Below are 15,483 nucleotides of genomic sequence, written 5' to 3' on the forward strand. Positions count from 1 at the left end.
CAGAACGTCCGTGGGTGAACACAATTCGCTCAACACCAGCCGTACCCGGCTTGTCATTCGGGAGTCGAACCATGAACACACCGCATCAGTTCAGGGTCGTCACCTCATGGTGATGTCGAAGCTCGCCAAATGGCAGCTGGTCGCCCTCGTCGTGGTTGCACTCCTGGGCTTGATCTATGTCGGAGCGAAATACGTACGGCTGGACAATCTTCTGGGATTCGGCCAATACACGGTCAAAACCGAACTGGCGACGTCCGGTGGCATCTTCACCAACGCCGAAGTGACCTATCGCGGTGTACCCGTCGGACGCGTCGGTGACATGTCGCTCACGTCCGACGGAATCGAAGTCGACCTCTTGATCGACAGCAGTGCTCCGCAGATTCCCGCATCTGCGCGGGCCGTGGTGGCCAATCGCTCAGCCATCGGCGAGCAGTACGTCGACCTTCAGCCCGATACCGACCAGGGCCCGTTCCTCGAAGACGGCTCGGTGATCGCCGTGGGCGACACAACCACGCCGATCCCGATCGAGAATGTCTTGACCAGCGCCAACGGTCTGGTGCACTCCGTTCCGGTCGACGCACTCCACACCGTCGCGAAAGAACTCGGCGCGGCATTCAACGGCAAGGGCGAAGATCTGCAGGTACTTGCCGACTCGCTGTCGGGGATCTCCCAGTCGGGCCTCGACACCCTTCCCCAGACCCTCGGACTGATCCGCGACAGCCAGACGGTGCTCACGACCCAGTCCGATCAATCGTCGGCGATCAAGCAGTTCAGCACCGACCTCGACGCACTGACGGCGCAATTGCGCACCAGCGACCCCGACATCCGACGCGTGATCGACAACGGCATACCGGCCAGCGAACAAGTCGGCTCTCTCGTCACCGAAGCCGGCCCCGCGCTCACGACCAACCTCTCCAACCTTTCCGCCGTTGCAGCGGCAGCCGCACCGACACTGCCCTCGCTGCAGCCCTTCCTGCTCTTCCTGCCTGCGCTCGCCGGGGCGGCGCCCACCGTTGCACCGGGAGACGGCACAGTACATCTGGGCTTGGTACTCGAGACCAACAACCCGCTCTCGTGCACCGTCGGTTACGAAGGGACCATGGCGATCCTCGACGAGATGAAGCGCAAGGACCCGAACTTCGACGACACGACGCAGAACTTCCCGTTGAACACTGCCGCCAACTGCCAGGCACCTCAGGGCAGCGAAACGGGAGTTCGTAGCGCCAACCGCATCGCGTTCGCCGACCCGAACACCTCGCAACCGTGGGACAGCAAGCCCAAGGTGGACCCGGACAAGCTCAACCTGAACCCGATTGCCACTCAACTCGCACCGATGCTCGGCGCCACCCCGAAGTAGCCGTAAACAACTGGCACCGTCGCCCCTCCGCGACGATGATGATGTGATGTCGGAAGGAACGCCTGAAGGCGAGTCACAGAGCATGTCACGAGGTTTCGACGAACTTGTCGCCGAAGCGGAATCCGCCTCCGTCGACGGGTGGGATTTCTCGTGGCTCGACGGACGCGCCACGGAGCAGCGTCCGTCGTGGGGGTACCAGAGGCTGATGGGTGAACGTCTCGGCCGCGCCGGCGCCGCATTGGACATCCAGACCGGCGGCGGCGAAGTCCTCGCCGCTGCACCGTCACTCCCGCCGGTGATGGCAGCAACCGAATCCTGGCCACCGAACATCGCCAAGGCCACCGCCCTTCTGCGTCCCCGAGGTGTGGTGGTGGTCGCGGATCCGGACGAGCCGCCGCTACCGTTCGCCGATTCGGCTTTCGACCTGGTGACCAGCCGACACCCAGCGACGGTGTGGTGGACCGAAATCGCGCGGGTACTCGAACCGGGAGGAACGTACTTCGCTCAACATGTGGGTCACGCCAGCGTGTTCGAACTGGTCGAGTACTTTCTCGGTCCTCAGCCGCAGGCTCGTCGCGGACGGCACCACGAGGACGAAACTGCCGACGCGATTGCGGCCGGGCTCACCGTCGTCGACCTTCGTTTCGAGCGTCTGCGCATGGAATTCTTCGACATCGGCGCCGTTGTCTACTTCTTACGCAAGGTGATCTGGATGGTTCCGGGATTCACCGTCGCGCAGTATCGGGACCGGCTCCGCGAACTCGATCAGCAGATCCGTCGCGACGGATCTTTTGTCGCCCACTCGAGTCGATTCCTGATCGAGGCACGCAAGAGCTGAGCGCACCGCGACGGGCCGCACATCCCGAACGTGATCGATGCTGCTAGTCGGACTCGTCGGCGTCGCTCCGCGAGCCGATCGCAGCGGCAAGATAGTCGCCGAGTTCACGCTGAAGGTTCGCGTCGAGTGCCCGGGCCAGTGCCGAATGTACCGACGCCACACCGAGTTCACGCATCGTCTGGAGCATCTCGGCTGTTCCGGCAACCTCGTCGCCCTCCGGGAGCCAACCGACCCCGTGCTGATCGACGATGCGATCCTTCGCCGCCTGAATCAGGTCTTTGGCGATCCCGTCCACAGCGTTGTGAAGCTTTTCGTGCACATCGACCAGTTGATCGAGAGTGAAACCGTAGTCGAGGAGACTCGAAAATCCGCTGAGCAAAGCAGGATCGGTGAAAACGCAGTTCTCTCCTTCGATCTGTACCAGTCCGAGATCTACGAGACGATCCAGTTGACCATCTGCATCTCCCCCGAGAAACTCGCGTACGACGGCCATCTCGATACTCACGGTGTCGCTGCGGGACCATGGTTCGGTGACCGCGTGCTGCAGACCCAGCACCTCTGTCAGGTCTTTCCCGCTTTCCCACCCGGTGATGAAGTCGTCGATATGCGCAGTGGTGAAACCTCGTTGAAGAAGCGTGTCGATCAGCTTGAGGCGTTCGAGGTGCGCGTCGCCGTAGATGCCTACCCGCCCACGCTTCTCCGGCGGAGGAAGCAATCCTCGTTCCTGATATGCCCGTACATTCCGCGAGGTGGTGCCCGCAGCGCGCGCTAGATCGTCGATGCGGTACTCAGTCACCGCCTCGTCTCCTCTGCCGCGTCGGTCGTCACGATTCCAACTTAGTGGCAACACCAGGCCGATCAGAACCCGGGATCAGGTCTGCGCGGTGTCTTTCTCGCGCACCGTGCTCGTGTAGTCCCGAAGATCCACCGATTTCAATTGGTTCACGTACTGGGTCGCGAAACCGGGAAACATAGTGGCATTGAATCCTTCGTCGGTGAGATACCAACTCGAACATCCCGAGTTCCACGTGGTCTTCGACAGCCGACGCTGCAACTCTACGTTGTACGCATCTTCGACATCTTGACGAACATCGAGTGCCTTGAGGTCGCGCTCGAGAACGATCTTGATCGCTTGGGCGAGATAGTCGAGTTGCGCTTCCATGTACACAAGGGCGGAACTGTGCCCCGGACCCGAGTTGGGTCCGAAGGTGAAATACAGGTTGGGATAACCGGATACCGCAATGCTCTTGTACGCACGCGCCCCGGATTTCCACTCCTGGGCGAGCACACGTCCGTCCCGGCCGATGATCGGGACCGGTGTTCCGGTCTTGCAAACGTCGAAGCCGGTGGCGAAGACGATGCAGTCGAATTGATGCTCGATCCCTTCGACCGTGCGAATGCCATGTGGCGCCAATCTCGCGATCGGCCAGGTCACGAGTGTGCAATTGTCTTGCTGGAGAGCCGGGTAATACTCGCTGGTCATCAGCAACCGCTTGCACCCTGCGCGAAAGTCGGGAGTGAGTTGTCGCCGCAACCACGGGTCCTTCACCTGCATGCGCAGATGAAGACGCCCGACTGTTTCCACCACCCTCGTCAACGGGGATTCCCACACCACCCCGAGAGCTACCGATTCGTGTCCCCAGTACCAAGCCCGACGCGCCAGAGTCTGGACGACCGGATGACGACGGTACAGATCCTTCGTGCGAGATCGGGTGCGTAGGTTTGCTCGCGGCAATGCCCATCCCGGTGTTCGTTGGAAAACCTTCACTGATCGTGCAGTTTTCACGAGTTCAGGGACGATCTGGACGCCACTGGCCCCGGTTCCGATCACTGCGACCCGCTTGTCGGTGAAGTCGTAGTCATGGTCCCAGCGAGCACTGTGAATCTTGTGTCCTTCGTAGCTCTCCAAACCCGGAACAGCAGGAAAGCTGACGTTCGCCAGCGGACCGGACGCCATGACGACGGTCCGGGCAATGACCGCTTCACGGCCCTCGAGCGCGATCGCCCAGACACCTGTCTGCTCGTCCCACTCGACGCCCGTGACGTTGCACCGAAACCGAATCTTCGGCTCGAGGCCGAACTCTTTCACCATCGTTCGGATGTAGCCGAGGATCTCCGCGCTGGCCGAGTAGGTGTGCGACCAGTCCGGGTTCGGGGCGAAACTGTACGAGTACAGACGGGACGGAATGTCGCACGCAGCTCCCGGATACGTGTTGTCGCGCCACGTCCCGCCGACCTCCGTGCCGCGTTCGAGAATGACGAAGTCCTCGATACCGTTCTGCTTCAACCGAATCGCCGCTCCGATTCCTGCGAAACCTCCACCGATGATCGCCACTGACAGTGGCTCGGCAGTACTCATGCGAGTGGCTCGTACGTAAGTTCTTTGGCCCAGGTCGGCTCGGAATTGAGCCTGCTGCCGGAAAGTCGGCCAGTGACCTTGACCATCCGATCGGCAAGCAGATGGTAGGGATGGTTGCGATTGATGACCATGTTGCCGTGCCACTTCACCACCCGATACATCGGGACGCGGAGCGCGGCCGGACTCCGTTCGCCTACGTTCCTGAATCGCTTCATAGCGGTGTAGAGCCGTTCCTCGTTCACTCCCATGTCGACGATGTTGTCGCGCATCTTGTTCAGCAGCGGGATGTAGCGAAGTGTCCCGATGATCAACGCCGGATTCAACCAGGCGCCGACGGTTTCGACAACGAGCTTGCGCGTCGTCGAGTGCCCGAGCATCTCGATCACCGCAAAATCGACCGCCAGATGCCTGGACTCGTCTGCATTGATCTTCTTGAACACAGCCTGACAGACCGGATCCTCGATCTCGTCCATGATGAACTTGACCAGGGCTCCGTCGAGCGCCACCTCGAGCATCGGTATGACGGTCCCGAGAATCGAGAGCGACAAACCGTCGGAATGCTTGTCCAGCCAGTCGATGACGAGCTTGACGTTGATGTTGGGCTCGGGCATCTCGTCGCCGTCCAGCATTCCCCACCGACGCATCAGCGCGAGTTCGGCGTTGGCGTGCTTCTGTTCCTCGGCGTGGAAATGCCGATAGATGTCTCGGAGAGTTTCAGTCGGCGCCTTGAGAGCCATCGCAGCGAAGCCACGGGCACCGACGTTCTCGATCCACATCAGGTCCGACATGAACGGTTTCAGCTTCGCATGAAGCTCTGGACTGATCGTCTCGGCGCCCGGAGCATCCCAGTCGATGTCCACCAGAGCCCATTGGCGGTCCTTGATCTTGTGCAGCATGCCGTCGAAATCGAAGGACATGTCACGCTCCTTTCGTGCTCGGCGAGTTCGTCTCCGGCGCCGCCGAATTTCCAGATGATCCCGACTTCTGTTTCGGTGCAAAGCGATTGAGAACTCCACAGCCCCACGTGTATGCAACGGGCAGATACCGTTTGAGTCGCCAGATCACCTTCGCATCGAACTGCGGCACCACGTAGAGTCGACCCTTGTCGTAGGCGTCGAGAGTGGTGACGGCGATGCGCTCCGGCGAAAAGCCGGTTCGCCGCATCAACGCTTGCGCCAATTGTGTTGCTTCCGCGGTGATTCGGCCGTCGAGAGCAACATTTGTCTTGACGAAGGTCGGACACAGCACCGTCACCCGCACTCCCGTACCGGCAAGTTCAGCGGACAAGGTCTCCGAGAGCGACATCACGGCGGCTTTACCGACGTTGTAGGGCGCCATCAGTGGCGCAGCCGCAAACCCAGCAGCCGAGGCCACGTTGATGAATCCCCCGGCCCCGCTCGCACGCAGTTGTGGAGCGAATATCTCACAGCCGTGCACGACACCCCACAGATTGATCCCGAGTGCCCACTCCCAATCGTCGAAACCGATCTGGCCCACAGGTTTTCCACCGATACCGACCCCGGCGTTGTTGATCACCAGCGAAAGCGGACCCGCAAGTTCGAGTTCCGCGAACAACGCCAGGTCCTGAACCTGCTCACGAATTGACACATCGCATTTGACGGCGTGCGCGGTACCACCGATCTCATCGATGAGTGCCACTGTTTCCTTGGCCCGTTCCAGCGAGATATCCGCGCAGATCACCTCACCGCCTCTGCGCGCCAACTCCAACGAAAAGGCACGGCCGATTCCGCTGCCGGCGCCGGTCACCACTGCGCGGGCATTGTGGGACACCTTCGATCCGCGGTTCTTGGTCGGTTTCTTGGTCGGCACCGGTCGGCTCACCTTGAAGACGCTTCGACTGCTGTGTGTTTCTCCATCTCCAAAGAGTCATCCACAACCGTGCCAGTTGTCAATGGCCTAGAATTCGATGGCGGAATACGCGGCAGTCGAACCAGTACCCGGACTGCTCGAATGAAGTCTTTTGTCGACCGACCGTGATCTAAACGGGGTGCGCGGTCTTCCAGTGCTCGGCGATGTCGATGCGCCGCGCGATCCAGACCTTCTCGTGTGACTGCACGTGGTCCAGAAATCGCTCGAGAGCGGCCGCACGGGCAGGGCGGCCGACTATGCGGCAGTGCAACCCGATCGAGAGCATCTTGGGCGATCCGGCCGTCCCCTCCGCATACAGCACGTCGAAGGCATCGCGTAGGTGCGCAAAGAACTGATCACCGCTGGGAAATCCTGCGGGAGAGGCGAAACGCATGTCGTTGGTGTCAAGGGTGTACGGAACGACCAGGTGCTTCACCGATTCTGCGCCACGCGGAACGTCGACCCAGTACGGCAGATCGTCGGCGTACGAATCGGAGTCGTAGACGAAGCCGCCGTGCTCGACCACCAATTCGCGGGTGTTCGGTGAATCGCGCCCGGTGTACCAACCGAGGGGCGCCGAACCCGTCAGATCTCGCAGAATCTGCACTGCCTCGGCCATGTCTGCGCGTTCGCGCTCGATGTCCACGGATTGGTAAGACTTCCAACGTAATCCGTGGCACGCGATCTCGTGGCCCAACTCCTGAAAAGCACTGACTGCTTCGGGGTTCCGCTGCATCGCCCGCGCCACCGCAAAGACTGTGAGAGGCAGGTTTCGCCGCTCGAAGGTTCGCAGTACACGCCACAACCCGGCCCGGGAGCCGTACTCGTACAGCGATTCCATGCTCATGTGTCGATTCGGAAATGCCTCTGCCGGAGTCATTTCCGACAGAAATGTTTCCGAAGCCGCGTCCCCGTCCAGGACGTTGTTCTCGGCTCCCTCTTCGTAGTTGAGCACGAACTGAACCGCTATCCGCGCGTCGCCGGGCCAGTGCGGATGCGGCGGATGAGGGCCGTACCCCACCATGTCCCGGGGATAGTCGTCGCTCGGATAGTCGCTCATGCCAACAACTTTACCGTCAGCGCCCGGAGATCACAGCGCGAGCAGCGTCGGTGAGTACGCCGAAGACTCTCAGCCGCGCCAGGCCACCGTCCGGGAAGATGTCCAGACGAACATCGGTGACCTGGACTTCGGAATCGATCGGAAAGCGATGGCGCGTATCCGGACGCAGCGTCGTGCGCGGCAACAGTTCGATCCACTCCCCCTCCGACGTCCGCCCGGTCAGAGCGCCCTCACCTGGACTGTTTCCGAGGAAGTACGAGGTGTCGATCTCGACGAAACTCAGCACGCCTTCACCCGCGAGTTGTACTTGCACCCAGTCGTTTCCGTTGTCGCGGCGCCTGGCGGTCTCCCACCCGTCACCCATCGAAGCAGCGCGTCCGGGAAACAGGATGTTCTGCGGTGAGCTGTAGAACATGTTGGAGCAATCGGTCACGCGGCCACCGTTTTCGAGTGCTGCGAGGTCCAACGGCCCGGCATCGAGGAAACGCGGGTCCGGCCGCGCTTCGCCGTGAACACGGAATCTCGCCACGCCGCCGTCCGGGTAAATGGTCAGCTTGACGTGCGTCCACCGCTCCTCCGACGCCACCGAGAACGGATTCTCCGAGTCACCGTGCACGGTCGAGCGCTCGACGATGGTTGTCCACTCACCGGATACGGCCAGGTCGGCGGGATCCGGATACCCCTCGACCGAGATTGCTTCCACCGAGATCTCGGGCGGGTAATTGCCCTTGAACCACGCGGTGTCGACCACGACGCCTCGCACCACTCCGGGAACACCGAGTCGGACGATCGCCTCGTCATGGCCTGCCACCCGGCGGCGACGCGTCTCCCAACCGTCGTACACCTGCCCCTTGTGACCGAACGTCGCCGGCTGGTACCCGGCCTTGCCTGGGCGGATCAGGGCCTCACGCTCGGCAAACGCCTCGTCGTTCGCCCAGATGACGGCTCCGCCGAGGGTGCGCAGTGCCAGATCGGGCAGCAAGGTGAATTCGGTGGTGCTCATCGGTCAGTGTTCTCCTGTGATCGGTGTGGTGCGTCCTACGAGGTGACGGAGTGCGTTGGTGTCGGCGCTCGGGGCGAGTCGGAGAACTTCGGATTCCGGATAAGCCCCCGCGTCGAGCCCGCGCAGTACCACCGCTGCGAGCGCCTGGGCAGTTGCAGGTTCGTCCATCACGTCGCCACCTTGGCGCCCCAGGTACGACTGGATGCGCGGGGCAGCGGCGCCGAGCGCGTTGCGATAGAAGCCGAACGTGGCGAGCCAGCGGGTGACCAGATGCCCGGGGTGCATGTCCCACCCCTGGTAGTAACCGCGTTCCAGGGACCGCGTGACGAGGCGATGGTGCCGAGTGATCGCGTCGCGGATCGCCGTGGCGCTCCCGACGGGCGCGACCTGAGTCGACCCGTCGCACACCCAGACGCCGGTCTGCGCGGCAGCAGCCAACATGACAGCCTTTGCGTGGTCTGCCACCGGATGTTCGAGCGACTGATGACGCGATGCAATTCCGCAAGCTGCACTGTAATCGTAAGTACCGTAATGCAAACCGGTCAGACGACCGGCACCACGATGGATGGCCTGAGCAACTGCCACCGTTCCGTCGGCCGCGATGACCGCCTGCGGGCTCTCGATCTGCAACTCGAACCGAAGCGAACCGAGCTCGAGTCCGTGCGCCTTCTCCAGCTCTTCGCAGAGCAACACCGTCGCCGTGACCTGCTCCACCGCGCGCAGTTTGGGAACGGTGAAGACAAATCCGTCCGGCACTCCGCCGGCCGCGTCGAGCACAAGCTCGAGCGTCCTGATCGAGCGCCGACGCTCACCGGCCGGCAACCCCTTGAACCTGATGCCACTCCAGTTCGGCCCGGCAGGATCAGCGCTGAGCGCGGCAAGCGTCTGTCCGGCCGACGTCGCTGCATCGTCTTCTTCTTCGTCGCTGCGGCGTCCGTACCCGTCCTCGAAATCGATCCGAAAGTCTTGGACCGGCTTGCGGCCGAGTTGAACTCGCACATCAGCGAGCGCATTCTCCGTGTCGAGATCGGCGAACACATGAGCATGGGAATCGAGAAGCGCGATCGCCTGCTCACCCCAGAGTCGAGGGGTGTCGACGGTTGCATCCGCGGCACTGACGTAAATCGTGTGCACGGGTTGGATCTCGTCACGGTTTCCCGGGTACTGCGCCGCGAGCCGCTCGTCCACCGGATCCAGAAGTCCGTCCAGACGATCGTGGACGGCGGCGGAGAGTCGGGATTCTGTCATCGGACGATCTTCTCAGAACGTCCGCGAGCCCGCAGGTTCTCACGCCGCCGATCCAATCCGAGTCAGCGGCCCCCGACGAACGGAACGTTGACGAAGCTCGGCCGGTCTGCAGCCAACTCGATGTGCTGCGGTTTGAGTTGGCTGTCGGCGAGCATCGGGCCGAGCGCCAGGTATCGCGGCACGCTGGCAGCGTAGACGTCGACGCGGAGCCGGTGCCCCGGTTGCAGCACTGCGTCCGTCGGGAGCATGTTGATGTCGACGGTGGTGACCTCACCGGGAACCACCGGCTGACGCGTGTCGATCGTCAGATAGTGGTGCGGTTCACTGTAGTCACCGTTGGCCGAGCGAGTGCTCTTCGAATCGTCGACTGCCCGCAGCGACGCAGTCAAAGCGCCGTTCGTGATCGGTGTCGATGTTCCGTCCGGTGCTACGTCGTTGACCGTCGCTGCCCAGAATCCGTCCGTCGCGTCCAAGACTGTCTCGAGATGGACGTTGATCGGGCCCGAGAGTGAGGTCGGCTCCGTCACTGCCTCACCGGTGAACGTCAGGCCCTCCGCTTCCTGGAATCGGGAATCCTTGGAACACGTCGCACCGAGCACCACGGAGATCCCGGCAGTTCCCTGAGTTCCGTCACCGGAGCAGAAGCCTCGCAGTCCTGGTGCGACTGTCAATCGCGCTGCGGCACTGGGCGGGTCATTCGTCAGCGAACCGTCATACGATGCGTGGGCGGCAGTACCGCTGGGCGCAGAGTTCAGATACATACGTTCGTAGCTCGCACCGGCTCGCGGGAACTGATCGTCCGTGATCCATCCGCCGCCTTGCTGGAACATCGTCACCGGACCGTAACGATCGATTCCGTTGTCGATGCCCTTGAGCCACTTGTCGAACCACGCACGTTCGAGCACGTCGAGGCGCGGCGGCGCACCGTCCTTGCCGAATCCTCCACCGGGAGTGACGTGATAGCCGTTCCCCATGATCAACTGCTTCTGCCCGGGCGGCAGATCGATTCCGTTGTAGATCCGCGGCTCACTGTTGGCGAAGATGTCGTGCCAACCGCCGTAGACCATCGTCGGAACGGCGATGTTGCCGACGTCAGCGGCTCGGTCCTGATAGAACTGCCCGTCTTGCGCGACTTGCAGAGTCGACGGCGACACGTCCTCGATTCTCTGAGCCGTCATCGCTTGCACCAGTTCGGGAATCAGCGTTCCCGGATCCTCGAGGCGGCTCGCCAACCACAGGGGATCGAAGTTTCCTTGCAGGATGTCCTGAACGTTCGGGATGAGTTTGAGCCCGTTGACCGCGGTCAACCACAACGGCATGAACCCGACTCCGAGGCCGCCACCGGTTCCGACGATGTCGCGCAGCAGATCGTTGCCAGGTTCGACCGGGAAGATCGCCTTCAGTGCAGGTGGATTGTTGCTCGCCGCCTGCACCGAGTTGATCGCGGAGTACGAGATGCCCGCCATCCCTACTTTCCCGTCGGACCACCCCTGCTTGCTCATCCAGTCGATGACCTCGACCGAATCCTGTTGCTCGCGCTTACCGAGCACGTCCCAATTACCTTGGGAGAAGCCGGTTCCACGTGCGTCGACCACTACCTGCGTGTATCCGTTCTGGACCAGATCACGGTTGACGCCGAGAACCCTGGCGCCTCCGCCGGCGATGACGCCCGTCAACTCCGACACGCCGTCGAACGGCGCCGCGAGGTCGAGCGAGTTCGCAACGTCCATCAGCGTCTCACCGACCTGCGGGATCGACAGAGCTGAATCCACCAGTGTGTCCAGCAGTTTCGTGTACGGCGTGATGTTGAGGACCGATGGCGTCTTCGATTCCACGGCCCGCCCGGATGCATCCGCCGGTCGGTACACATTCGCTTGCAGAACTGTGCCGTCACTCATCGTGATGGGCACGTCCCACTCGATCGAGACCCCCGGATACTGCGGCGTCGCCTCCGTTTCCGCGAGCCAGGCCTGCCCGTCCGACCCTCCCGTCGGATCCGCAGAAGCGACGGCGCTCGGCACCGCCAATCCCACGACGCACAGCCCCACCGCAATCGTTGTCGACCTTCGACGTAGAAGTCGTGTCCTCACGAAAACTCCAATTTTCTGTTGTGATGACCCAGCCCTGCCCCCACGACAGTGACCGGTGTCACGAACTTACCGGATAGTAACTTCCGTCCCATATGTCGTCAATAGGTCTGAATGCCGACCGGACGGCTAGCTTTGAAGATGTGTCACGATCACCGCTTCCCGTCCGCGACGGCCTGAACCCGAGTCGCATCCGTCAGCCAGACGACGGCATGTGGACGACGACGCTCGACTACCTGCTCGAACGGTTCCCCCAGGACGCCGTCCGATTGCGCGAGAAGGTCGCAGCCGGGGAGGTCGTCGACGAGAAGGGTGTCGGAATCACCGAGACGAGCGCTTTTGCTCCCCGGCGGTTCGTCTACCTGTACCGCGACCCTCCCGTCGAAACGCGGGTGCCGTTCGAGATCGACATCCTTTATCGGGACGAAAACATCCTGGTCGTGGACAAGCCGCACTTTCTCGCGAGCACGCCCCGCGGGCGATACATCGCCGAATCGGCCTTGGTGCGGTTGCGTCGAGATCTCGATTTGCCGGAGTTGAGTCCAGCGCATCGCCTCGACCGCGTCACGGCGGGACTGCTGCTGTTCACCGTGCATCAGTCGGCCCGGCGCGGCTATCAGACCATGTTCGCCGAGCGCCGCGTCGCCAAGGAATACGAGGCCATCGCGCGTTACGACGCGCAGGTGAGCACTCCCGTGGTCGTGCGCAGTCGCATCGTGAAAGAACGCGGCGTGCTCAAGGCCGCGGAGATCGAGGGCGAACCCAACAGCGAGTCGCGGATCGAACTGATCGAAACGCGAGACGGCTTCGCGCGGTACCGGTTGATTCCCCATACCGGCAAGACCCATCAACTTCGCCTGCACATGACCTCGCTCGGGCTACCGATCCACGGCGACAACTTCTATCCCGACTTCTACGACGTTGCCGCAGAGGATTATTCGAACCCGCTGCGCCTGCTGTCGAAGGTTCTCGAGTTCGAGGATCCCACGACCGGCCGGCTGCAACGGTTCGAAAGTCGGCGGACCCTGTCCTGGCCGGACGAATCAGGCAGTGGCGACTCGCCGTAGGGACCCCGGACCCTTCCACTGCGCCTCCGATACCGGGAGGATGGAAGCGCAGACCGCACCGCAAGAGGAGACCAGATGAGCAAGACCGCCGTCGTACCCGAAGCCGTACGGGAGATCGAGCGCAAGTACGAGGCGCCGGCCGAGCAGGAAGTTCCCGCCTTGGGCGGACTTCCCGGTGTTGTCGGCGAACCGGTCCACGACTCGATACAGCTCTCTGCCACCTACTTCGACACCGCGGACTACCGGTTGCTGGCCGAGAAGATCACGCTGCGCAAGCGTGAGGGTGGCGACGACGCGGGGTGGCACATGAAACTTCCCGCAGGCCAGGACGCTCGAACCGAAATCCAACTTCCCCCGGACGAGAGCACCGATGTGCCCTCGCCGCTGTCGAGTCTGATCCGGGCGATCATTCGCGGTCACGATCTGGTGCCGGTCGCCCTGATCATCACCGATCGGGAGCGCACCAGGCTCAATGGCGAAAACGGTGTGCTGCTTGCCGAAGTGGTCTCCGACACCGTCATCGCCTGCAAGGCAGACGGTTCCGGAGAGTCGACGTGGCAGGAAGTCGAGGTCGAACAAGGCGCAGGCGGGCAAGAGCTGGCCGATGCAATCGAGTCGGTTCTACTGGGTGCCGGGCTGGAGCGCTCTGCGAGTCCGTCCAAACTCAAACGAGCACTGGGCACGTCGGTCACACCGTACGCCGGTCACGAGGTCACCTCGGGCAAGGCGTCGAATCCGCGGATTCTGTTGCGTAATTACCTCATCGAACAATTGCGCGCACTGGTCGCCGCGGATCTCGGCACGCGTCGGGCCGACGACGAAGCCGTTCACGACTTCCGGGTTGCGGCACGTCGCATCCGCAGCGCTCTGCAGTCGTACGCCGGCCACTCCCCCAAGACCGACGATCTCATCACGGATCTGCGGTGGATCGGTGGAAAGTTCGGTGACGCCCGCGACGTCGAGGTCCAGTGGGAGCGTCTTGTGGAACGCCTCGGCGAAATCGACGAGATGCCCGAGCGAGAAGCTGTGCGAGCTCGAATCGACGAGTTCTTCTCTGCACGTGGTGAAACCGCCCAGGAAACAGCCCTCGAGGCGCTCGATTCCGAGCGATACACCACGCTGCTCGATCGCCTCGACGAGTACGTCGGCGACCTCGAATTCGACACCGCCACCCACCGCGTCGGAAAGAAGGCATCGGCACGAGAGTTGGCCCATACCCTGCGGCACCTGGCACACAAGGTCGGTAAGCGGGTCGATCACGTCTTCGATGCCGATAGCCGCACCGAGCGTGACGAGCGAATGCACCGCGCCCGCAAGGGAGCCAAGCGGATGAAGTACGCGATCGAGGTCATGGAACCCGTGTCGAAGAGCCGAGCGAAGCGTGCACTGAAGCATTTCAGCCACTTCCAGGATGTTCTCGGCGAGCACCAGGATTCCGTTGTCGCCCAACATCATCTACTTGCAATGGCAGCCGAGCAGGAGCATACCTCGCTCACCAGTTTCGGATTGGGCATGGCCTACCGACGAGAACTGGAAATAGCCGACGGGCAATCGACCCTGCTACGCAAGACGTGGAAGGAAGCCGTGAAGTCAGCATCGTCACTCTGGTGACGTCGCTGTAACCAGTCGACCGATCTCGATCATTTCAGAGGGAGTAGACATGAACACACTTGCAGGACACCAGGATGTCGTCGCCGGTATCGACGGATCCGAGGCCTCGACGGCGGCGGCCCGGTGGGCGGCCTCCGTCGCGAACGCGGTGAACTCACGACTGATTCTGGCGCACGCCCTGCCGCAAGAGGGCCCGATCTACAGTCCCGCTGCGGTGATGTTGCAGTCACAGTTCCTCAGCCAGATCCGCGAAGACGGCGAGGCGATCGTCGATGCCGCCGCCACGGTGATTTCGGCCGAATTCCCCGGACTGACCATCGAATCCGAGATCGCGCCAGGGCCGGCGTCGACGCATATCCTCGAATCCTCGGGTACCGCACGCCTGATCGTGATGGGGTCGACCGGATCGGGTGCACTGCGCTCACGGCTGCTCGGATCGACCGCACTGAAGGTGGCCAATCATGCAACCTGTCCGGTCACCGTGTGGCGTGGTTCGGCGGAGAATCCCGGTCCGGATCAGCGTCCCGTCATCGTCGGAGTGGACGGAAGCGCGTTGAGCAAGAAGGCCGTCGAGTACGCGTTTCGTTATGCCGATCAGTTCGACGCGCCGCTCATCGCGGTCCACACCTGGCAGGGTTCGTCCACCTTCCGCGAAGGCGGAGCGGGAATCCTGATCGACTGGGAGGCTGTCGAGCAGGAGGAATCGGCGCTACTGGCGGAAAATCTAGCCGGTATGGCCGACCAGTACCCGGACGTGCCGGTCACCCGCATCAGTGAACCCGGTGCCGCTGCTCCCGTCATGCTCAAATACGCCGACGACGCACAGTTGATAGTTGTCGGAAGTCACGGACGCAGTGCGATGGCCGGCGCCGTGATGGGCTCCACCAGCCAGAATCTGCTGCACCATGCGCCAGGGCCGGTCATGATCTGTCGCGCCTGAATTGCTGTGCGCCTTTATTAACCCCCCGCGGTTAATAAAGGCGC

Annotated in this window: 13 protein-coding genes; 5 read left to right on the plus strand and 8 right to left on the minus strand. The window is 62.4% G+C overall.

Annotated elements, in window-relative coordinates:
• Nucleotides 1–109: 109 nt before the first annotated feature.
• A complete protein-coding gene (locus tag EHW12_RS23630) occupies nucleotides 110–1,357 on the plus strand; it encodes an MlaD family protein (protein WP_041816170.1) in 1,248 nt (415 codons plus the stop codon).
• An 82-nt stretch (nucleotides 1,358–1,439) separates the two neighbouring features.
• Nucleotides 1,440–2,195: a class I SAM-dependent methyltransferase gene (locus tag EHW12_RS23635; RefSeq protein WP_003939908.1), complete on the plus strand. Its 756-nt coding sequence runs from the start codon at nucleotides 1,440–1,442 to the stop codon at nucleotides 2,193–2,195.
• A gap of 43 nt (nucleotides 2,196–2,238) precedes the next feature.
• Here EHW12_RS23635 and EHW12_RS23640 read toward each other — a convergent pair whose 3' ends face one another.
• The 8 genes from EHW12_RS23640 to EHW12_RS23675 form a co-directional block, all read right to left on the minus strand.
• Entirely contained in the window at nucleotides 2,239–2,991 is a 753-nt protein-coding gene (locus EHW12_RS23640) for a MerR family transcriptional regulator (protein ID WP_030535276.1), read from the minus strand.
• Nucleotides 2,992–3,066: 75 nt separating this feature from the next.
• Entirely contained in the window at nucleotides 3,067–4,554 is a 1,488-nt protein-coding gene (locus EHW12_RS23645; RefSeq protein ID WP_054827925.1) for an NAD(P)/FAD-dependent oxidoreductase, read from the minus strand.
• Complete coding sequence (locus EHW12_RS23650; protein WP_030535274.1) at nucleotides 4,551–5,471, minus strand: hypothetical protein; 921 nt, start codon at nucleotides 5,469–5,471, stop codon at nucleotides 4,551–4,553. Before EHW12_RS23650 ends, EHW12_RS23645 begins: the two co-directional genes overlap by 4 nt.
• 1 nt (nucleotide 5,472) lies before the next feature.
• Nucleotides 5,473–6,384, minus strand: coding sequence for an SDR family NAD(P)-dependent oxidoreductase (locus EHW12_RS23655; protein ID WP_125051897.1), 912 nt, complete (start codon nucleotides 6,382–6,384; stop codon nucleotides 5,473–5,475).
• 169 nt (nucleotides 6,385–6,553) lie between these two features.
• Entirely contained in the window at nucleotides 6,554–7,483 is a 930-nt protein-coding gene (gene puuE, locus EHW12_RS23660) for an allantoinase PuuE (RefSeq protein ID WP_042451351.1), read from the minus strand.
• A 16-nt stretch (nucleotides 7,484–7,499) separates the two neighbouring features.
• Nucleotides 7,500–8,486 carry an allantoicase gene (gene alc / locus EHW12_RS23665; RefSeq protein ID WP_007733917.1) on the minus strand — a complete coding sequence of 329 codons (987 nt, stop codon included), beginning with the start codon at nucleotides 8,484–8,486 and terminating at the stop codon, nucleotides 7,500–7,502.
• A 3-nt stretch (nucleotides 8,487–8,489) separates the two neighbouring features.
• Nucleotides 8,490–9,734 (minus strand): aldolase/citrate lyase family protein, encoded by a 1,245-nt coding sequence (locus tag EHW12_RS23670; protein WP_007733914.1) that lies wholly within the window; start codon nucleotides 9,732–9,734, stop codon nucleotides 8,490–8,492.
• A gap of 62 nt (nucleotides 9,735–9,796) precedes the next feature.
• Entirely contained in the window at nucleotides 9,797–11,824 is a 2,028-nt protein-coding gene (locus EHW12_RS23675) for a CocE/NonD family hydrolase (RefSeq protein ID WP_063315862.1), read from the minus strand.
• A 140-nt stretch (nucleotides 11,825–11,964) separates the two neighbouring features.
• On the opposite strand from EHW12_RS23675, the gene EHW12_RS23680 reads away from it, so the two are divergent.
• The 3 genes from EHW12_RS23680 (at nucleotide 11,965) to EHW12_RS23690 (ending at nucleotide 15,439) form a co-directional block, all read left to right on the plus strand.
• Complete coding sequence (locus tag EHW12_RS23680) at nucleotides 11,965–12,888, plus strand: pseudouridine synthase (protein WP_042922243.1); 924 nt, start codon at nucleotides 11,965–11,967, stop codon at nucleotides 12,886–12,888.
• Between the two features lie 75 nt (nucleotides 12,889–12,963).
• Nucleotides 12,964–14,499 (plus strand): CYTH and CHAD domain-containing protein, encoded by a 1,536-nt coding sequence (locus EHW12_RS23685; RefSeq protein ID WP_075834241.1) that lies wholly within the window; start codon nucleotides 12,964–12,966, stop codon nucleotides 14,497–14,499.
• Nucleotides 14,500–14,548: 49 nt separating this feature from the next.
• On the plus strand, nucleotides 14,549–15,439 hold the full coding sequence (locus EHW12_RS23690; protein WP_007733903.1) for a universal stress protein: 891 nt from the start codon (nucleotides 14,549–14,551) through the stop codon (nucleotides 15,437–15,439).
• The last annotated feature ends 44 nt before the right edge of the window (nucleotides 15,440–15,483 follow it).

The organism is Rhodococcus sp. NJ-530 (genome assembly GCF_003860625.1).
In the GTDB taxonomy this organism is placed as follows: Bacteria; Actinomycetota; Actinomycetes; order Mycobacteriales; family Mycobacteriaceae; genus Rhodococcus_F; species Rhodococcus_F qingshengii.

Bases quoted from the DNA above. Each gene is read 5' to 3' on its own strand.
- EHW12_RS23635 (WP_003939908.1), top strand. From the start codon at position 1,440: ATGTCACGAGGTTTCGACGAACTTGTCGCCGAAGCGGAATCCGCCTCC.
- puuE (WP_042451351.1), bottom strand. From the start codon at position 7,483: ATGAGCGACTATCCGAGCGACGACTATCCCCGGGACATGGTGGGGTAC.
- EHW12_RS23690 (WP_007733903.1), top strand. From the start codon at position 14,549: ATGAACACACTTGCAGGACACCAGGATGTCGTCGCCGGTATCGACGGA.
- EHW12_RS23650 (WP_030535274.1), bottom strand. From the start codon at position 5,471: ATGTCCTTCGATTTCGACGGCATGCTGCACAAGATCAAGGACCGCCAA.
- EHW12_RS23645 (WP_054827925.1), bottom strand. From the start codon at position 4,554: ATGAGTACTGCCGAGCCACTGTCAGTGGCGATCATCGGTGGAGGTTTC.
- EHW12_RS23670 (WP_007733914.1), bottom strand. From the start codon at position 9,734: ATGACAGAATCCCGACTCTCCGCCGCCGTCCACGATCGTCTGGACGGA.
- alc (WP_007733917.1), bottom strand. From the start codon at position 8,486: ATGAGCACCACCGAATTCACCTTGCTGCCCGATCTGGCACTGCGCACC.
- EHW12_RS23685 (WP_075834241.1), top strand. From the start codon at position 12,964: ATGAGCAAGACCGCCGTCGTACCCGAAGCCGTACGGGAGATCGAGCGC.